The sequence below is a fragment of the Curtobacterium luteum genome, from assembly GCF_014646995.1.
GTDB lineage: Bacteria > Actinomycetota > Actinomycetes > Actinomycetales > Microbacteriaceae > Curtobacterium > Curtobacterium luteum.
The window spans coordinates 1-15,881 of record NZ_BMOI01000022.1; the positions used below are offsets into that span (position 1 = coordinate 1).

The 15,881-nt window shown below is 70.8% G+C and carries 20 protein-coding genes and 1 pseudogene; 11 read left to right on the forward strand and 10 right to left on the reverse strand.

The features are described from left to right. The 5 genes and pseudogenes from IEY20_RS16765 to IEY20_RS16785 form a co-directional block, all read right to left on the reverse strand. Window positions 1-208 (reverse strand): annotated as a pseudogene (locus IEY20_RS16765) (hypothetical protein); the annotation flags it as partial. Window positions 209-220: 12 nt separating this feature from the next. Then, window positions 221-535, reverse strand: coding sequence for a hypothetical protein (locus IEY20_RS16770; RefSeq protein ID WP_175327268.1), 315 nt, complete (start codon window positions 533-535; stop codon window positions 221-223). Further along, a complete protein-coding gene (locus IEY20_RS16775) occupies window positions 532-723 on the reverse strand; it encodes a DUF2273 domain-containing protein (RefSeq protein ID WP_175327269.1) in 192 nt (63 codons plus the stop codon). Before IEY20_RS16775 ends, IEY20_RS16770 begins: the two co-directional genes overlap by 4 nt. Continuing rightward, window positions 716-1,168 carry an Asp23/Gls24 family envelope stress response protein gene (locus IEY20_RS16780; protein ID WP_022903000.1) on the reverse strand — a complete coding sequence of 151 codons (453 nt, stop codon included), beginning with the start codon at window positions 1,166-1,168 and terminating at the stop codon, window positions 716-718. Before IEY20_RS16780 ends, IEY20_RS16775 begins: the two co-directional genes overlap by 8 nt. Window positions 1,169-1,449: 281 nt before the next feature. Continuing rightward, window positions 1,450-1,683, reverse strand: a complete 234-nt coding sequence (locus IEY20_RS16785) for a hypothetical protein (RefSeq protein ID WP_175327270.1) — start codon at window positions 1,681-1,683, stop codon at window positions 1,450-1,452. Between the two features lie 169 nt (window positions 1,684-1,852). Here IEY20_RS16785 and IEY20_RS16790 point away from each other — a divergent pair, with 169 nt between their 5' ends. The 5 genes from IEY20_RS16790 to IEY20_RS16810 all read left to right on the forward strand — a co-directional run bounded on the left by IEY20_RS16790 (window position 1,853) and on the right by IEY20_RS16810 (window position 5,172). Continuing rightward, complete coding sequence (locus IEY20_RS16790) at window positions 1,853-2,410, forward strand: RNA polymerase sigma factor (protein WP_022903002.1); 558 nt, start codon at window positions 1,853-1,855, stop codon at window positions 2,408-2,410. Beyond that, window positions 2,407-2,985: an Asp23/Gls24 family envelope stress response protein gene (locus tag IEY20_RS16795; protein WP_031273009.1), complete on the forward strand. Its 579-nt coding sequence runs from the start codon at window positions 2,407-2,409 to the stop codon at window positions 2,983-2,985. Before IEY20_RS16790 ends, IEY20_RS16795 begins: the two co-directional genes overlap by 4 nt. 11 nt (window positions 2,986-2,996) lie before the next feature. Further along, a complete protein-coding gene (locus tag IEY20_RS16800) occupies window positions 2,997-3,347 on the forward strand; it encodes a hypothetical protein (RefSeq protein ID WP_175327271.1) in 351 nt (116 codons plus the stop codon). Window positions 3,348-3,421: 74 nt separating this feature from the next. Next, window positions 3,422-4,132 (forward strand): phospholipase D-like domain-containing protein, encoded by a 711-nt coding sequence (locus IEY20_RS16805; RefSeq protein ID WP_229728147.1) that lies wholly within the window; start codon window positions 3,422-3,424, stop codon window positions 4,130-4,132. Continuing rightward, the gene (locus tag IEY20_RS16810) at window positions 4,102-5,172 is read left to right on the forward strand and encodes an FAD-binding domain-containing protein (protein WP_229728149.1); all 1,071 of its coding nucleotides are present in this window, start codon (window positions 4,102-4,104) and stop codon (window positions 5,170-5,172) included. Before IEY20_RS16805 ends, IEY20_RS16810 begins: the two co-directional genes overlap by 31 nt. Before the next feature lie 3 nt (window positions 5,173-5,175). On the opposite strand, the gene IEY20_RS16815 is transcribed toward IEY20_RS16810, so the two are convergent. Further along, entirely contained in the window at window positions 5,176-5,748 is a 573-nt protein-coding gene (locus IEY20_RS16815) for a DUF2510 domain-containing protein (protein ID WP_175327274.1), read from the reverse strand. A 350-nt stretch (window positions 5,749-6,098) separates the two neighbouring features. After that, complete coding sequence (locus tag IEY20_RS16820; protein ID WP_175327275.1) at window positions 6,099-7,997, reverse strand: ABC transporter ATP-binding protein; 1,899 nt, start codon at window positions 7,995-7,997, stop codon at window positions 6,099-6,101. Window positions 7,998-8,127: 130 nt separating this feature from the next. On the opposite strand from IEY20_RS16820, the gene IEY20_RS16825 reads away from it, so the two are divergent. Then, on the forward strand, window positions 8,128-8,667 hold the full coding sequence (locus IEY20_RS16825; RefSeq protein WP_204620564.1) for a mycothiol transferase: 540 nt from the start codon (window positions 8,128-8,130) through the stop codon (window positions 8,665-8,667). A 97-nt stretch (window positions 8,668-8,764) separates the two neighbouring features. Here the strand turns inward: IEY20_RS16825 and IEY20_RS16830 are convergent, their stop codons facing one another. Continuing rightward, window positions 8,765-9,706, reverse strand: coding sequence for a LysR family transcriptional regulator (locus IEY20_RS16830; protein ID WP_022902192.1), 942 nt, complete (start codon window positions 9,704-9,706; stop codon window positions 8,765-8,767). Between the two features lie 120 nt (window positions 9,707-9,826). On the opposite strand from IEY20_RS16830, the gene IEY20_RS16835 reads away from it, so the two are divergent. Beyond that, window positions 9,827-10,786 (forward strand): putative oxygenase MesX, encoded by a 960-nt coding sequence (locus IEY20_RS16835; RefSeq protein ID WP_175327277.1) that lies wholly within the window; start codon window positions 9,827-9,829, stop codon window positions 10,784-10,786. 20 nt (window positions 10,787-10,806) lie between these two features. After that, complete coding sequence (locus tag IEY20_RS16840) at window positions 10,807-11,859, forward strand: methionine synthase (protein ID WP_175327278.1); 1,053 nt, start codon at window positions 10,807-10,809, stop codon at window positions 11,857-11,859. A 19-nt stretch (window positions 11,860-11,878) separates the two neighbouring features. Here the strand turns inward: IEY20_RS16840 and IEY20_RS16845 are convergent, their stop codons facing one another. Continuing rightward, a complete protein-coding gene (locus IEY20_RS16845; protein ID WP_229728151.1) occupies window positions 11,879-12,232 on the reverse strand; it encodes a zinc-binding dehydrogenase in 354 nt (117 codons plus the stop codon). A gap of 116 nt (window positions 12,233-12,348) precedes the next feature. On the opposite strand from IEY20_RS16845, the gene IEY20_RS16850 reads away from it, so the two are divergent. The 3 genes from IEY20_RS16850 to IEY20_RS16860 all read left to right on the forward strand — a co-directional run bounded on the left by IEY20_RS16850 (window position 12,349) and on the right by IEY20_RS16860 (window position 13,992). Further along, window positions 12,349-12,618, forward strand: a complete 270-nt coding sequence (locus IEY20_RS16850; RefSeq protein ID WP_229728153.1) for a response regulator transcription factor — start codon at window positions 12,349-12,351, stop codon at window positions 12,616-12,618. A gap of 20 nt (window positions 12,619-12,638) precedes the next feature. Next, a complete protein-coding gene (locus IEY20_RS16855; protein ID WP_175327279.1) occupies window positions 12,639-13,268 on the forward strand; it encodes a DUF1345 domain-containing protein in 630 nt (209 codons plus the stop codon). Window positions 13,269-13,566: 298 nt separating this feature from the next. Continuing rightward, the gene (locus IEY20_RS16860; RefSeq protein ID WP_022902186.1) at window positions 13,567-13,992 is read left to right on the forward strand and encodes a PRC-barrel domain-containing protein; all 426 of its coding nucleotides are present in this window, start codon (window positions 13,567-13,569) and stop codon (window positions 13,990-13,992) included. A gap of 106 nt (window positions 13,993-14,098) precedes the next feature. On the opposite strand, the gene IEY20_RS16865 is transcribed toward IEY20_RS16860, so the two are convergent. Then, complete coding sequence (locus IEY20_RS16865) at window positions 14,099-14,500, reverse strand: hypothetical protein (RefSeq protein ID WP_188889342.1); 402 nt, start codon at window positions 14,498-14,500, stop codon at window positions 14,099-14,101. Window positions 14,501-15,881 lie beyond the last annotated feature (1,381 nt).

The following is a 15,881-nucleotide window of genomic DNA, read 5'->3' on the forward strand; positions in this document are numbered from 1 at the left end:
CGAACGCGCCGTCGGGCCGCAGCGCCGCGTCCACGACGGTCTGCGGGTCCGCCACCAACGGCGCGGACCCCACCGCCTGCAAGACCGACTCCGTCCCGATCCACGCAGCCACGAGCGCCAGGACGACGAGTGCCACCGAGACGGCACCTGACCGAGAGCGGTGCACGCTCCGACGCTGGATGCGCCGTTCGAGCGAGGTCGTGCTCATGTCTTCCTCCTCCTAGCGGACCCGGCTGTCGTGCTCGTGCACGATGCCGGTCAGTTCGATGTGGGCGCTGCCGACCCGGCGGCCGGACAGCTCTCCGACGCGCTCGCGCACGCGCTCGGCCGCCGCGACGGCCCATCCGACCACGTCCTGCTGCGCGCGGATGGGACCGGTGACCTGCAGTGCGACGGCGCCCGCGTGGTCACCGAGCTCCACGCGGACCCGCCGGGCGGGCGCGCCGAGCCGTTCGGCCGCGACGGCCCGCGCCAGCGAGTTCAACGCACGAGCGGAGATCTCCACGCGGCCCGGCACGTCCGGGCCGCCGGTCACCGGGAGCTCCGACGTCCGGTCAGCACGTCGGTCAGGGCACCCCGGTCGATCTTGCCGGAGCTGATCGCGGCCACGAGGGCACCGATCGCACCGAACACGATCACCAGGACGAAGCCCCAGAAGCCGAACTGGAGTGCCACGACGGCGAGGATGGCCCCGATGAGGGCGCCGGTCGACGTGTTACTCAACGCGCGACTCCTTCTTGTCGTCGTCGTTGTCGTCGCCCGGGATGTAGACGTCCTGGACGGTGACGTTGACCTCGGCGACCTCCATGCCGACGATCTGGGTCAGCGCGCGGGCGACCGACGAGCGCACGCCGTCGGCGACCTGCTGCAGCGACACCGGGTACTCGGCCACGATCACCACGTCCGCGGCGACCTGCTTCTCGCCGACCTCGACCTTGACGCCCTGGCCGAAGTCCCGCTGCCCGATCGCGTCGCGGATCGCACCGATCGCCCGAGCAGCGCCGGAGCCGAGCGAGTGCACGCCGTTGACCTCGCGGGCCGCGATGCCGGCGACCTTCTCGACGACGGTGTCGTCGATCGTGGTCTTGCCCGACGGGTTCGAGCCCGCGGCGTGGGTGCCGGCGGCACGGGTGCTGCTGATGGTGTTGGGGGTCGTGGTGTCAGCCATGTCGTTTCCTTCCGTTCGTCCCGCCGGGCGTTCCCAGCGGTTGCTGTTCACGGATGAGACGGGGCACCCCAGACGGAAGTCACGCGCCGCCGGATTCCTCCATCGACTTCCCAGACAAGAGCCGTTTCCGGCCGTTCTTGTCCCCCGATCCGACGGCGGTGCAGGTCGCGGTTCGGAAAGCGGCCGCACGACGACGCGCGATGACCACTAACCGCGCAGCGTGCACGTACCCCGATCGCGGGCGGTCACCCGACGCGGCGCCGTGGTAGTGCGACGGCGCCTCAGCGCCAACGCAGGCGGCGACCGGCAGCGGAGTCGTTCCACGAGGCGGTCGCGTCGTCGGTCCCCGAGGTGTGGGCGCCGGTGTGACCGTCCTCCCGACCGCACCGCCAGCGGTCGAAGACGCTCATGCAGAGGTCGCGGACGGGCCGCTCGGGGTCGAGTGCCGGAGCGGTCGTGGTGGTCTCGTGCAGGGCGGCCGGTTCGTCGGCGGCGGGTGTGGCGTCGTGGTGCATGTCTTCAGGGAGACGTCACGATCGGCCCGGATGTCACGAAACCGCTCGACCGGCCCGGATGTCACGAAACCGCTCGACCGGACCGCGCACGGACGTGGCACGGCCGGGAGGTGCATGCTCGGAGGTCCCCGGTCGTCCGACCGGGACACCGACAGCGCGGAAGGCGGGGATGAGCGACGACGATCCCCTGCAGCGCGGGTCCGACGCGACGCTCGTGGCGCGGGCGTCCGACGGCGACGTTCTCGCGTTCGAGGTCCTCGCGCGGCGGCACGGCGGTCTGATGCGTGTCTACGCGGAGCAGGTCCTCGGGTCGACGCTCGAGTCGGACGACGTCGTGCAGGAGGCCTTCCTCACGGGCTGGCGCAAGCTGTCCGACCTCGAGGACCCCGCACGGTTCCGGCCGTGGATGCTCCAGATCACGACCCGCAAGGCACTCGACCGGCTGCGTCGGCGCCGACACCACGAGGACCTCGGGGACGTCGAACCGCACGTCGGGGCCGCTCGGAGCCCGGAGCGTATCGTCGAGACCAGGCTGCAGCTCGACGCGCTGCTGGCGGCGCTCGACCGACTGCCCCCCGACCAGCGTCGGTGCTGGCTCCTGCGGGAGACCGCCGGCTTCAGCTACCAGCAGATCGCCGACGAGCTCGAGCTGTCCCCGTCCACCGTCCGCGGGCTCCTCGCACGAGCGCGACGGTTCCTCGCGGCCGAGATGGAGGGATGGCGATGACCGACCACGACCTCCCCGCGCCCGACGACGAACTCGACGGCCACAGCATCGAGGAGCTCGCCGACTACCTCGACCGTGGTCGCGCGCCCCGCGACCCGACCATCGAGTCCTCCCCCGGGTGCCGCCTCGCCCTCGCGAACATGCAGCGGCTCCGGGAGCTGTCCGCCGGCGCGCTCCAGCGCCGCGCCGAGGCCGAGGCCGACCGCGAGACCGCGTGGATCGACCGGCTGCTCGACACGATCCGTGCCGAGGTCCGCTCCGGTCGGGACGTCCCGATCGCCCACCCCGACCCGCGCTTGCGCCTCGCGATGACCGAGGCCGCCGTGCGCGGGATCGTGCGGCGGGCCGGCGACGCGCTCGGTGGCGTCGTGATGGGCCGCTGCACGCTCGAGGGCGACGTCGACGTCCCCGGCGCACCCGTGCGGGTCACCGTGACCGCCGGCCTGCTGTACGGCGAGTCCGCCGAGACGACGGCGGACCGCCTGCGCGCAGCGATCGGCACGGCGCTCGCGCGGCACACCGAACTGTCCATCGAGTCGATCGACGTCCACTTCGACGACGTCGTCCTGCCGTGAGGAGCGCCGCCGTGGACGACGAGACCCTCTCCCGCACCCTCACCGCGGCGATCCGGGACGTCCCGGGCGTGGTCGCGGTCTACCCGCCCCGACCGATCGCGCACGCCGCAGCCGAGGCCGTCGCGAGGACACTCGCGCTCCGGGAGCCGGACGTCCTCGTCGACCTGGACCGTCACGGCGCGACGCTCCGGGTGGAGGCCGGCATCGCGGTGAGCGGCGACCATCCCGCCCCGGACACGGTCCGTGCGGTCGGGGAGCGGGTCCGCGCGCTGCTCGACGCCCAGGTCGACGGCGGCGCCGACCTCGTGACGGTGACCGTCCGCCTGGTGGAGGACGCGGTCGCGCCCGGCGCGACCAGCTGACGGCCGGGAGGCCCGTGGCGGCGCCGCCACGGGCCTCCCGGCCGTCGACGCGGTCACGGTCGTGGTCTGCGGAGGTGCCCACCGATCCGCGTCACTGGTTCCTGACCCGCGACGAACGCGGCAACACCGCCACCGACGTGCACTCCGGCGGTGGCGACGACGGGGCGGCGTGGTCCGACGGCAACGCCGTCCGGCCGCTGGTGCACGGCGCGACCTACTTCGCCCGCCTGCACGCGGAACTGTCCGCGCTCGGCCCCGGCGACCGCGTGTGGTTCACCGACTGGCGTGGCGACGCGGACGAACGCCTGCTCCCGGACGGGCCGACCATCGGGGACCTGCTCGCCGACCTCGCCCGGTCCGGGGTCGAGGTCCGCGGTCTCGTCTGGCGCTCCCACGGTGAGCGTGTCTCTGCTTCGTTGAGCGCCCGGTCCAACGAACTGCTCGGGCGGAAGGTCAACGACGCCGGCGGCGAGGTGCTCCTCGACCAGCGCGTCAGGGTGTTCGGCTCGCACCACCAGAAGTTCTTCGTGGTCCAGCACCGCGACGACCCGTCCGCGGACGTCGCCTTCGTCGGCGGGATCGACCTGTGCCACAGCCGCCGCGACGACGCCGGCAGGCGCAGGATGGCGCGGCGACCATCCCCACCCGCGCCGCCGGTCTCGACGCGCTCCACGACTTCGTCCCGCGCGCCGGGGCCGACTACCGGCGCGACCGCAACCACGACCTCGGGCCGTCCCGGACGAACGTCTCCGGGTTGTCGCCGTACATCCGCCACCGGCTGGTGACCGAGGCGGAGGTCGTCGATGCCGTCCTTGACCGCCACAGCCTGCACGCCGCCGAGAAGTTCGTGCAGGAGGTGTTCTGGCGGACCTACTGGAAGGGGTGGCTGGAGCAGCGTCCCGAGGTGTGGCGGCGGTACCGGGCCGAGGTCCGGGAGCTCCTCGCCGGGGACCTGCCGGACGGCTACGAGGACGCCGTCGCGGGTCGGACCGGGATCGACGCGATGGACGCCTGGGCACGGGAGCTCGTCGACACCGGGTACCTGCACAACCACGTCCGGATGTGGTTCGCGAGCATCTGGGTGTTCACGCTCGGGCTGCCGTGGCAGCTCGGGGCGGACTTCTTCCTCCGGCACCTCCTCGACGGCGACGCGGCGTCGAACACGCTCTCGTGGCGGTGGGTCGCGGGGCTGCAGACACGGGGGAAGACCTACCTGGCGACGACGGAGAACATCGCCCGGTACACCGACGGACGGTTCGCGCCGACGGGGCTCGCCACGGATGCCCGGGCGCTCGACGAGGAGCCGTTCCCGCCGGCGACGCCGATCCCCGACGACGAGGAGCCCTCGGCCGTCGGGTCACGCGTGGGGCTGCTGCTGCACGAGGAGGACCTCGAGCCCGCCTCGTTGCTCGCGCAACTCGGGAGCTCGGCTCCGCCGCTCGCCACAGCCGCGGTGGTCGCCGACGCGTCCTCGCGCTCCCCCGCCGGGGCGTCGTCGCTCGTCGTGGACTTCACCGCCGGGGCCGTCGCGGACACGGCCGCGCGGACGCACGACGCCGACGGCGGTGCGGCCACGATCCTCGACTCCGCCGGTGCGGCTGCCGTCATGGACTGGGCGGCGGCGGGTCGGCTCGACAGCGTCCTCGTGCCGTACGCCCCGGTCGGGCCGGTGCAGGAGCGGCTCGACGCCCTCCGGCCTGCGCTCGACGGTGCGGGCGTCCGGCTCGTCGCGGTGCGACGGCGGTGGGACAGCCGGGCGTGGCCGTTCGCGTCCCGGGGGTTCTTCCCGTTCAAGGAGCGGATCCCCGGCCTCGTGCGGCGGTGACACCTACGGGAGCATCTGCTGGAACGTCGCCACGACGCGGACGACCCCGACGACGAGGCCGATGGCCGTGACGGCGATGGTCACCCAGAGCGGCCACATCGGACGGCCCGGCGCCACCGTGCGGAGGACGACCGTCCGGCCGATCACGTAGAGGATCGGGGAGAGCAGGAAGGCCCACGCCCACGGGAACGGCCGGACCACGCCGCGACGCTGCAACGTCCGGTGGTCGAAGTACGCCAGCACGACGTCCGCGGCGTACATGAGCAGGGTGAACACCTGCAGGAGGACGTACCCAGGGGTGTAGATCGACGTCGGGTCCACGGTCCGCACGCCCGGCTCGACGACGGTGTACCGGAACTCCGGGTGGTAGAAGAGCGAGACGGGCAGCGCGATGACGGGCAGCAGCACCATGACCCACACGAACACGGTGTCCGTCGACACGTGGTCGGGGATGCGCGGGCGCTGGGTCTGCGCGGTCGCCGGTCCGACGTGCGAGGTCCACCCCGTGCCGTCCCACCACCGGGTGCCGTGCTGACCCGACGGGTCCGGGTACCAGCCTGGGGGTGTCGTGGACATCGGTGCTCCTCGAGGGTCGACGGGAGCACACCGCCCCCGGTACCCGACCGTAGAGCAGCGCGGGCCGGTCCGGGAGGAGGCGGACATGACGGATCGTTCAGGTTCGGCGCACGCTCGCACGGTGCGAGGTCGCCCACACCGGCCGCACGGTGCGAGGTTGCCCGCACCGTCCGCACGGTGCGAGGTTTCCCACACGGTGCGGGCGGGACCACCGGGCACGGTGTGGAGAAGCTCGCACCGTGCCGCGAGCGGCCGTCCGGTGGACCAGCTGTCGCTCAGTGACGACGGACGGGAGGCCCGTGGCGGGTTCGCCACGGGCCTCCCGTCCGTCGTGTGGTGCAGATCGCGACCTACGCTCCGGGCACCGACGCCTCGTCCGGTGCGACCTCCTTCTGCACGGCGAACTGCGTCCGGTGCAGCTCCTCGTACCGCCCGCCGGCAGCGAGGAGTTCCTCGTGCGTGCCGCGCTCCACGACCGCGCCGTCCTCGATCACCAGGATCTGGTCCGCGCTCCGGATGGTGGACAGCCGGTGCGCGATGACCATCGCGGTCCGGCCCTCGAGCGCCTCGCTCAGCGCCGCCTGCACCGCGGCCTCCGAGGTCGAGTCGAGCGCCGCCGTGGCCTCGTCGAGGATGACCACCCGCGGTTGCGCGAGCAGGAGTCGCGCGATCGTCATCCGCTGCCGCTCGCCGCCCGACAGTCGGTAGCCGCGCTCCCCCACCATCGTGTCGAGCTGGTCCGGCAGCGACCGGATGAGCGGCTCGAGCCGGGCCCGCCGGACGGCGTCCCAGACCTCGTCGTCGGTGGCCTCGGGCCGTGCGAGCCGCAGGTTCGAGCGAATCGTCTCGTGGAAGAGGTGCCCGTCCTGGGTCACCATGCCCATGGTGTGCCGCAGTGAGTCGAAGGTGACGTCGCGGACGTCCTCCCCCGCGAGCCGCACCGCGCCGCTGTCGACGTCGTACAGGCGTGAGAGCAGCTGCGCGATCGTGGACTTGCCCGCGCCGGAGGTCCCGACGAGGGCCACGGTCTGCCCGGGCTCGATCCGGAACGAGATGCCGTGCAGCACCTCGTCGCCGCCGCGGGTGTCCAGCGTGGAGACCTCCTCCAGCGACGCGAGCGACACCCGGTCCGCCGACGGGTAGGCGAAGCGGACGTCGTCGAACTCGACCGCGACCGGACCGTCCGGCACCGTGACCGCGTCGGGCTTCTCCTGGATGAGCGGCTGCAGGTCGAGGATCTCGAAGACCCGCTCGAAGCTCACCACCGCGCTCATGATCTCCACCCGCGCGTTCGCGAGACTGGTCAGCGGCACGTACAGGCGGGTCAGGAGGAGCGCGAGCGTGACCACGTCACCGGTGTTCAGCTGGCCCCCGAGCGCCAGGACGCCGCCGAGGCCGTACACGAGCGCGAGGGCGAGCGCGGCGACGAGCGTCAGCGCCGTGACGAACACGAACTGCAGCATCGCCGTCCGCACCCCGATGTCGCGGACGCGGGCGGCCCGGACGCGGAACTCCTCGGACTCCTCGTCGGGCCGACCGAACAGCTTCACGAGGGTCGCGCCCGGTGCCGAGAACCGCTCGGTCATCTGCGTGCTCATCGCCGAGTTGTGGTCCGCGGCCTCGCGGCGCAGCGCCGCCAGACGGCTGCCCATGCGGCGCGCGGGCACCAGGAAGAGCGGGAGCATGACCACGGCGATGACCGTCACGAGCCACGACGTGCTGAGCATCACCGCCAGCGTGAGGACGAGTGCGACCAGGTTCGTGACCACACCCGAGAGCGTGCCGCTGAACGCCTGCTGCGCCCCGATCACGTCGTTGTTGAGGCGGCTGACCAGGGCGCCCGTCCGGGTCCGGGTGAAGAACGCGATCGGCATCTTCTGCACGTGGTCGAACACCGCGGTCCGCAGGTCGAGGATCACGCCCTCGCCGATCCGCGCCGAGTACCACCGCGTCGCGAGCGACGAGCCGGCGTCGGCCACCGCCACCAGGGCGATGACGACCGCGAGCCAGACGATCGTGCCGACGGCACCCCGGGCCGCGATGACGTCGACGACCTGGCCGGCGAGCACCGGCGTCGCGACCGCGAGGAACGCGCCGACGACCGAGAGCGCGATGAAGATCACCAGCTGGGCGCGGTACGGGGTGGCGAACGTCAGGATCCGCCGGATCGACTCGCGGGAGAACCCGCCGCCGTCCTTGGCGGTCGAGATCTTGTACAGCGAGCTCCAGGCCGCGCCTTCCATGCTCATGGCTGTTCCCTCCGTGCCAGCGGGCTCGACGCGGGCCGAGCCAGGATACGGCGGGCCGGTGACGCTCGCCGCGTTCACGGGATCGGGCCGCGGCCGTGACGATCGCGGTCCCAGGATGGAGACTGGTCCCGTGACCATCGCGCGGGACGGCCTGCTGTCGGAGCTGCGTACACAGCGGCGTCGCGTGGTCGCGACGCTCGCCGGCCTCCCCGACGAGGCGCTGACCCGGTCCGTGCTCCCGTCGGCATGGTCGCCACTCGGGATGGTCCGGCACCTCACCCACGACGTCGAGCGGTTCTGGTTCAGCGGTGTCGTGGCAGGCGAACGGCTCGCCCTGCCGACGGACGACGAGGTGTGGCACCCCACGACCTGGCCGGAGGCGCGCGCCGTCGTCGAGGCGCACGAAGCGGCAGCCGCGCGGTCGGACGCCGTCATCGAGTCCACGCCGCTCGAGGCGCTCCCCTCCGCCGAGGCGATGGCGATGTACCCGTGGGCACCGGCCCGCAGCCTGCTCGAGACGGTGCTGCACGTCATCACCGAGACCGCCACGCACGCCGGTCACCTCGACATCGCCCGGGAGCTGTTGGACGGACACCAGCACCTCGTCCTCACCGATTTTGCCGATCCCACGGCCGGGTCGGCCGGCGCCCCGGGGACGGGACCCACCTGACGGACGCGCGTCGCGCCTCCCGGCCGGTCCACGAGACGGTCTGGAGGCACGGTGCCGGGCCGCACCGCGCCTCCCGTCCGTCACGTGGCCGGTTGGGTCACCCGAGCGGTTCGACGCCGTAGCCCACGACCACCGCGCGCAGCTCGTCCAGGTACGTCTGCGCCTGCACGGTGAGGGGGACGGACGCATGCGCGATCCAGCCGATCTCGATCCGCTCGTCGACGTCGAGCGGGATGGCGACGATCTCCGGGTCGAGGTCGTCGCTGATCAGGCCGGTCGAGATCGTGTACCCGCCGAGGCCGATCATGAGGTTGAAGATCGTCGCGCGGTCCGAGACCCGGATCTCCCGCTTGCTCGACATCGTCGACAGGATCTCCTCCGCCAGGTAGAAGGAGTTGTTCGCGCCCTGGTCGAACGTCAGGCGTGGGAGGTCGGCGAGGTCCTCGAGCGTCGCGCGCTCCCGGGACGCCAGCGGGTTGCGCCGGGCGACGAAGATGTGCGGCTGCGCGACGAACAGCGGGGTGAACACGACCCCGGCGTCCCGGAGCAGCTTCCCGAGGACCTGGCGGTTGAAGTCGTTGCGGTAGAGGATGCCGACCTCGCTCCGCAGGGTGCGGACGTCTTCGATGATGTCCCACGTCCGAGTCTCGCGCAGGGAGAACTCGTACTCGTCCGCGGCTGCTCCCTCGACCATCCGGACGAAGGCCTCGACCGCGAAGGAGTAGTGCTGCGCGGACACCCCGAGCAGCCGACGCGAGGGCTGCCCGCCCACGTAGCGCTGCTCGAGGAGGGACACCTGCTCGACGACCTGTCGGGCGTACCCGAGGAACTCGACACCGTCGACGGTGAGGACCACGCCCCGGGCCGACCGGGTGAAGAGCGGCCGACCGATCCGGGTCTCGAGGTCCTTCATGGCGGCGGACAGGGTCGGCTGGGAGACGTAGAGGAGGTCCGCGGCCGCACTGATCGACCCCTCCGACGCCACCTCGATGAAGTAGCGGAGCTGCTGCAGCGTGATGTCGTTCGAGACACGGGCCATAGGCAGAGGCTATACCGGCGCATAGCGTCTGCGTATTACCTGATGACCCCCACTTCCCGTCATGATCGAGGGACCCTTTCCGAAGTGCCTCCGGGCCGCTCAGCGTACGGACTGCCCAGCATGGCGAACGACCTCACCTTCAGCATCACCAGGACCCGGTTCGACGAGGACTACTCTCCCTCGGAGAGCTCCCGCCTGACGACCAACTTCGCCAACCTCGCCCGCGGCGAGCGCCGGCAGGAGAACCTCCGCGCTGCGCTGACGATGATCGACGAGCGGGCGAACGACCTGGCCGGGACACCCGACCGCTACCGCCTGCAGCTCGACATCGTCTCCGTCGCGGTGGCCTTCCCCGACGGTGGAGCGGACGCGGAGTTCCCGCTGCTCGAGATGCTCGACGTCACGATCGTCGACCAGCACACCGGCGAGCGCCACCACGGCATCCTCGGCAACAACTTCTCGTCCTACCTGCGGGACTACGACTTCTCGGTGCTGCTGCCGTCGTCAGAGGGCCTGCCGGCCGACTTCGGCGTGCTGCACGGTGCACTCTTCCAGCAGTTCCTCTCGTCGTCGGCGTTCCACGACGGGTTCGGTGCCGAGCCCGTCGTCTGCATCAGCGTCTCCACGAGCCAGACCTACCGTCGGACTGGGTACGTCCACCCCGTCCTCGGCGCCGAGTACGAGCACGAGCACTCCTCGCTCACCGACGACTACTTCGGTCGGATGGGCATGCAGGTCCGGTACTTCCAGCCCGCCGGAGCGTCGGCCCCGCTCGCGTTCTACTCGCGCGGCGACGTCACGGCGGACTACACGGACCTCCAGCTGATCGGCACCATCGCCACGATGGAGACGTTCCAGAAGATCTACCGCCCGGAGATCTACGCCGCGAACACCCCCGCCGGGGACGCGTACCGCCCCACCCTCGACCACGCCGACTTCACACCGACCCCGGTCACCTACGACCGTGAGGAGCGCAGCCGCCTCGGGATCACCCAAGGCCGGTGGACCGAGGAGCACTTCGTGGCGCCGCACGGTGCGTTCCTGTCCCGTCTCGTCGCCGAACCCGTCCCCGCCCGCTGACCGTCTGGACCGCCACCCCCATGAGCTCTCCCCTCCCCACCTCCATCGTCGGCAGCCTCCCGAAGCCGTCCTGGCTCGCCGAACCCGAGCGCCTCTGGTCGCCCTGGCTGCTCGAGGGCGCGGCCCTGGCCGAGGGCAAGCAGGACGCGCTCCGCTCCGCCGTCCACGAGCAGGAACACCGCGGCATCGACATCGTCAGCGACGGCGAGCAGACCCGGCAGCACTTCGTCACGACGTTCATCGAGCACCTCGACGGGATCGACCAGGAGCGCAAGGAGACCGTGCGGATCCGCGACCGGTACGACGCCGCCGTGCCGACCGTCGTCGGTGCGGTCAGTCGCCCGGAGTCGGTCTTCGTCGAGGACGCGAAGTTCCTGCGCGCGCAGACCGACCGGCCCATCAAGTGGGCGCTCCCCGGTCCGATGACCATGATCGACACGCTCTCCGACCAGCACTACAAGAGCCGCGAGAAGCTGGCGTGGGAGTTCGCCACGATCCTCAACCAGGAAGCCCGGGAGCTGCAAGACGCCGGCGTCGACGTCATCCAGTTCGACGAGCCCGCCTTCACCGTCTTCCACGACGAGGTGCAGGACTGGGGTGTCGCGGCGCTCGAACGCGCTGCCGAGGGGCTGCACACCGCCGAGACCGCCGTGCACATCTGTTACGGGTACGGCATCGAGGCGAACAACCGGTGGAAGGAGACGCTCGGCGCCGAGTGGCGGCAGTACGAGCAGTCCTTCCCGCTCCTGCAGCAGTCGTCGATCGACATCGTCTCGCTCGAGTGCATCCACTCGCACGTGCCGCTCGACCTCGTGGAGCTCATCCGCGGGAAGAAGGTCATGCTCGGCGCGATCGACGTCGCAACCGAGACCGTGGAGACGCCCGACGAGGTCGCGGAGGTGCTGCGGCGGGCGCTCGAGTTCGTGGACGCGGACAAGCTCATCCCGAGCACGAACTGCGGCATGGCGCCGTTGGCCCGGGGTGCGGCGCTCGCGAAGCTCGGTGCGCTGTCCGCGGGTGCGGACATCGTGCGCGCGGAGCTGGTCGGAGCGGCGGTGCCGGCCGGACGCTGACCCGGCCAGGCGACGTCCGTCACCCGCCCCGGCGCGGCCTGTCCGCGACGGCCGTCAGCGAGCCCCGGCGCGCCGCAACGTCGCCGGCGCGGCGCGACGGCTGCTCCTCCCCGCTCGGCTCGTGCGCCTGGTAGCCGACGCACTCGCACCCGTTGTCCGCGCCGAGCCCCATCGTCTGGTCGAGCACCGCCTGGACCGGGTCGACCTCCGAGTCGTCGATGGCGATCGCCCCGATGGACTCCGCGAGCCGCAGCCGGTCCGGGTGCCGGTCCACGACCATGACCTTGCTCGCGCCCTTGATGGTGGCCGACAGGGCCGCCATCAGGCCGACGGGTCCGGCGCCGTAGATGACGGTCTGGTCGCCCGGCTTCACCCCGGCCAGCTCGGTCGCGCGACGGCGCGAACCACACTTCGTTCCTGTGGCCCCGGACGTCCACCGCCGCGCCGGACGACTTCGTGCGCGCGACGGTGACGGCGTGCGAACGCGCCGTGGGCACCGTGGCCTGCGGTGTCGTCGTCCTCTCCCCCGCCTCCGGGCTGCGCGGCCTGACACCGCGCGAACTGGAGGTGCTCGGCCACCTCGTCGAGGGCTGCTCCAACCACGAGATCGCCCGTGCACTCGCGGTCACCCCCCGCACCGTGGCCGCCCACGTCGAGCACATCCTCGTCAAGCTGAACGCCACCTCCCGGACCCTCGCGGCCGTCCGTGCCGAACGGGCCGGGCTCTACATCCCCCTCATCGCCGCCGGCCTCGTCTGACGGCGCAGGAAGGAAGCGCGATGTCCCATCTCTCGATGCAAGCCGGTGTCGCCGGCATCGTCGGCCTCGTGGTGGCATTGGCAGCCGTGGTCCTCGGCGTGCCCGACCTGGCCCTGCTGCTGGGCTGGGTGGTCGCCGCCGCGGTCTTCCTGGCGTGGGCGTGGTCACGAGCCTGGCCCGCCGACCCCGACACCACCCGCTCACTCGCGCGGCACGAGGACCGGTCGCGGAAGCTCGTCGACTCCCTCATCATCACCGCGACCCTGCTCAGCGTGGTCCTCGTGGTCTTCGGGCTCGTGCGCAGCCAGCAGAAGAACCCCGTCGGTTCTGCAGCGGCGATCCTCGCGGTGGTCGGGGTCGTGGCCGCCTGGGCGCTCATCAACACCGTCTTCGCCTTCAAGTACGCGCGGATGTACTACATCGACGACCGGCACCGCTTCGACTTCGACCAGGACGAGGATCCGGCGTACAGCGACTTCGCGTACACGGCCTTCTCGATCGGGATGTCGTACAGCGCGAGCAGCATCACGAAGTCGTCCACCCCGTCACGTCGGGTGGCGATGGGGCACGCGCTCCTGTCGTACTTCTTCGGGACCTTCGTGGTCGCGGTCGCCATCAACCTCATCACGAGTCTCACGCAGGGCGGGTGAACCGGAACGTCGCGGGTACGGCTACGGCTCCTGCCGCACCCTCGGACCGGCCTGGAGGCGCGGCTGCTGTCCGCCCCGTCCGTCGCGTTGGGAGCGCGCGCGTCTCCGGCTCGCGGCCGCTGATGGCGGTGCGTCCTCGGCGCTCGGCGGTCCGTGCTCAGCGGTCCGTGCTCAGCGGTCCGTGCTCAGCGGTCCGTGCTCAGCGGTCCGTGCTCAGCGGTCCGTGCCCAGCGGTCCGTGCTCGGCGGTCCGTGCTCGGCGCCTGCGAAGCGTCAGGCGGACGGCGTTGACTGCCTCCATGATCTCGAAGAGCGACATCCACCAGATCGAGAGCGCGACGGTCCGTGATCGCGAGGGCGCGACGGTCGGCAAGGTCACACAGGTGTTCCCCTCCGACGAGGACGGCAGCGCCGCCTACGTCAGCGTCGCGACCGGGTTGCTCGGGAGGCACCACGCGCTCGTCCCGGTCGAGGACGCCACCCTCGACGGCGGAGACCTGCACGTCGGGTACACGAAGGACGCGATCAAGGGTGCGCCCTCGATCGGACCCGGGAACACCCTGTCCCCTGCCGAGGCGAACGCTGTGCGCAAGCACTTCGGGCTGTCACCGGTCGGCAAGGCGACCGGTGACATGGGCGACCGGGACGAGAACCTCGACCAGGCCGGGACCGGTCTGCCGGGCACGGACGACACCGAGGGGGCGGGGACGACGCCGCCGGCGTGACCGGCGTCAGCACTTCCCTCTGCACCCCGGCGTGCCGGCCGCCGACCGGCCAGCGGCCTGTCCGATGCTGCTCGATGCACGCTTCCGGCACCCATGAGCGCACAACTCAGTCGGGCTGCGCGGCGAAGTGGACGACCGTTGCAGCGAGAGCGAACAGGGCGACGATGGTGAGGACCGCTGCCGCTCCGCACATCCATGCGCGACGACGGGCACGCCGGCGGCGTTCAGCAAGCGACGCCCAGAGCGCGATGCTGACGACGGCCGCGATCGGGAATCCGATCCAGGCGACCGATCCGGCGGTGTCGTTGCAACCCCCACCAGCACAGGAGTCGAAGGCCATCATCGAGAGCACGACGCCGAACCAGCCGACAGCGAGCATCGGCAGGGTCAGACCGAACAACGTCAGGGTGACTGCGAGATCCTTCCAACCTGCAGGAGTGTGGATCGAGAGCGTGTGGCGGTCAGGGCGCCCGAGCGGGAAGAGATCGTCTGCGTCGTCCTGCTTCATGGCGACAGTGTGCCGGACCTTGTCCGCCGACGCTCGCACCATCAACCCGTCTCAGTGGCGGATCGACTATCGAGATACTGCTCGCATCAGGACAAGCAATCTGGCAGTAAAGCCGGACATCGACCTCGTGGCAGGGGCCTCGCGGCGCCGGTTCAAGACGCATTGGGTGCCGGCCGACAGGAGCGGCGGCACTTCTCGAGAAGAAGTGCCGCCGCTCTGTCGACGCCGGGCTTTGCTACCGCGTTAAGACGGCACTCGCCTCTTGAACACGACCCGACCGACGGCGAATCCGACCGTACAGATTGCTCCCACAATGAGCAGCGGTAGCCCCCAAGGCGCTCCTGCCACGACGAGCAGGATCGGCGCGAGAATCAGGCCGCTCACCCAAACGCTCGCCCAGAATCTTTTAACCTGCTGGGGATAAGGGGTGCCGTCTGTCATAAGTTAGCAGTTCCCGTCTGACGAGAGGTAGTAGATCCCGAATGCAGTGGACGTCACCCCCGTGAGGAACGACCCTCACGCCAAGCACTCCAGCTGCGATCGGGATCGTCAGGCTACCGGTGAAGGTCGACAGGACGAGCGCAGCGCCGGCGAGTGCGAAGGATGCGATGCCGGTTGCCAATCCCGTCGACGACCCACATGCTCGTGGCACCGTCAGTGGCCTGCAAGTCCAACGGCTGCCCCCCCGTCACCGGCTCGCTGATCACGGTCGAGTCGCCGTCCTGCCTACGCGTTCTCACCAGGGCGTCGCGAACGTAAGCGACGAGCATTGAGAGCTGCGAGCACGCCGACCACCGCAGCTAGCCCGGAAAGCACGCATCCGATGATTATTTGATTGTGAACAATAAGCACCACACCGACAATGACCATCAGCAAACAAAGCAAGGCGGTAATCACACTGTGGATTAGCAGTCTTTTCGTCATATTAATCACAAACATCCCACCGCGAGAACGCCACCAGTGATGGTGCTGATTGCTCCGACGGTGAAGCTAATCCCTTCTACTGCTGCCGCTGCGCCCGCAGCGGCGCTCACCCCTCCTGTCACTGGAGCCGCCGCGGCTCCAGCAACGATACTTGCTGCCACAACGCCCGTCCCGAGCGCAACGACGCCGGCGATGGCAAGCACCGCGCCAAAGGTGGACGCGCCTGACTTACAAGCCCTCCCAGTCGGGTCGGACCCGTTGATGGGGTCGCATCCAACGAACGCGTAGCGATTGGCATTGTTTGGGTCGAGGGGCGCATCAAGGGTGTCCCGCTCGATCCATGTGCCGGTCGTGGCGGACAACCACCGGTACCCGAACTTGGGACTGCTGTCGGTTCGGTTGACTCCTGACCTGTGGGGACGTGGTCCTCGCTGGAAGGATGTCGATCATGGCCAAG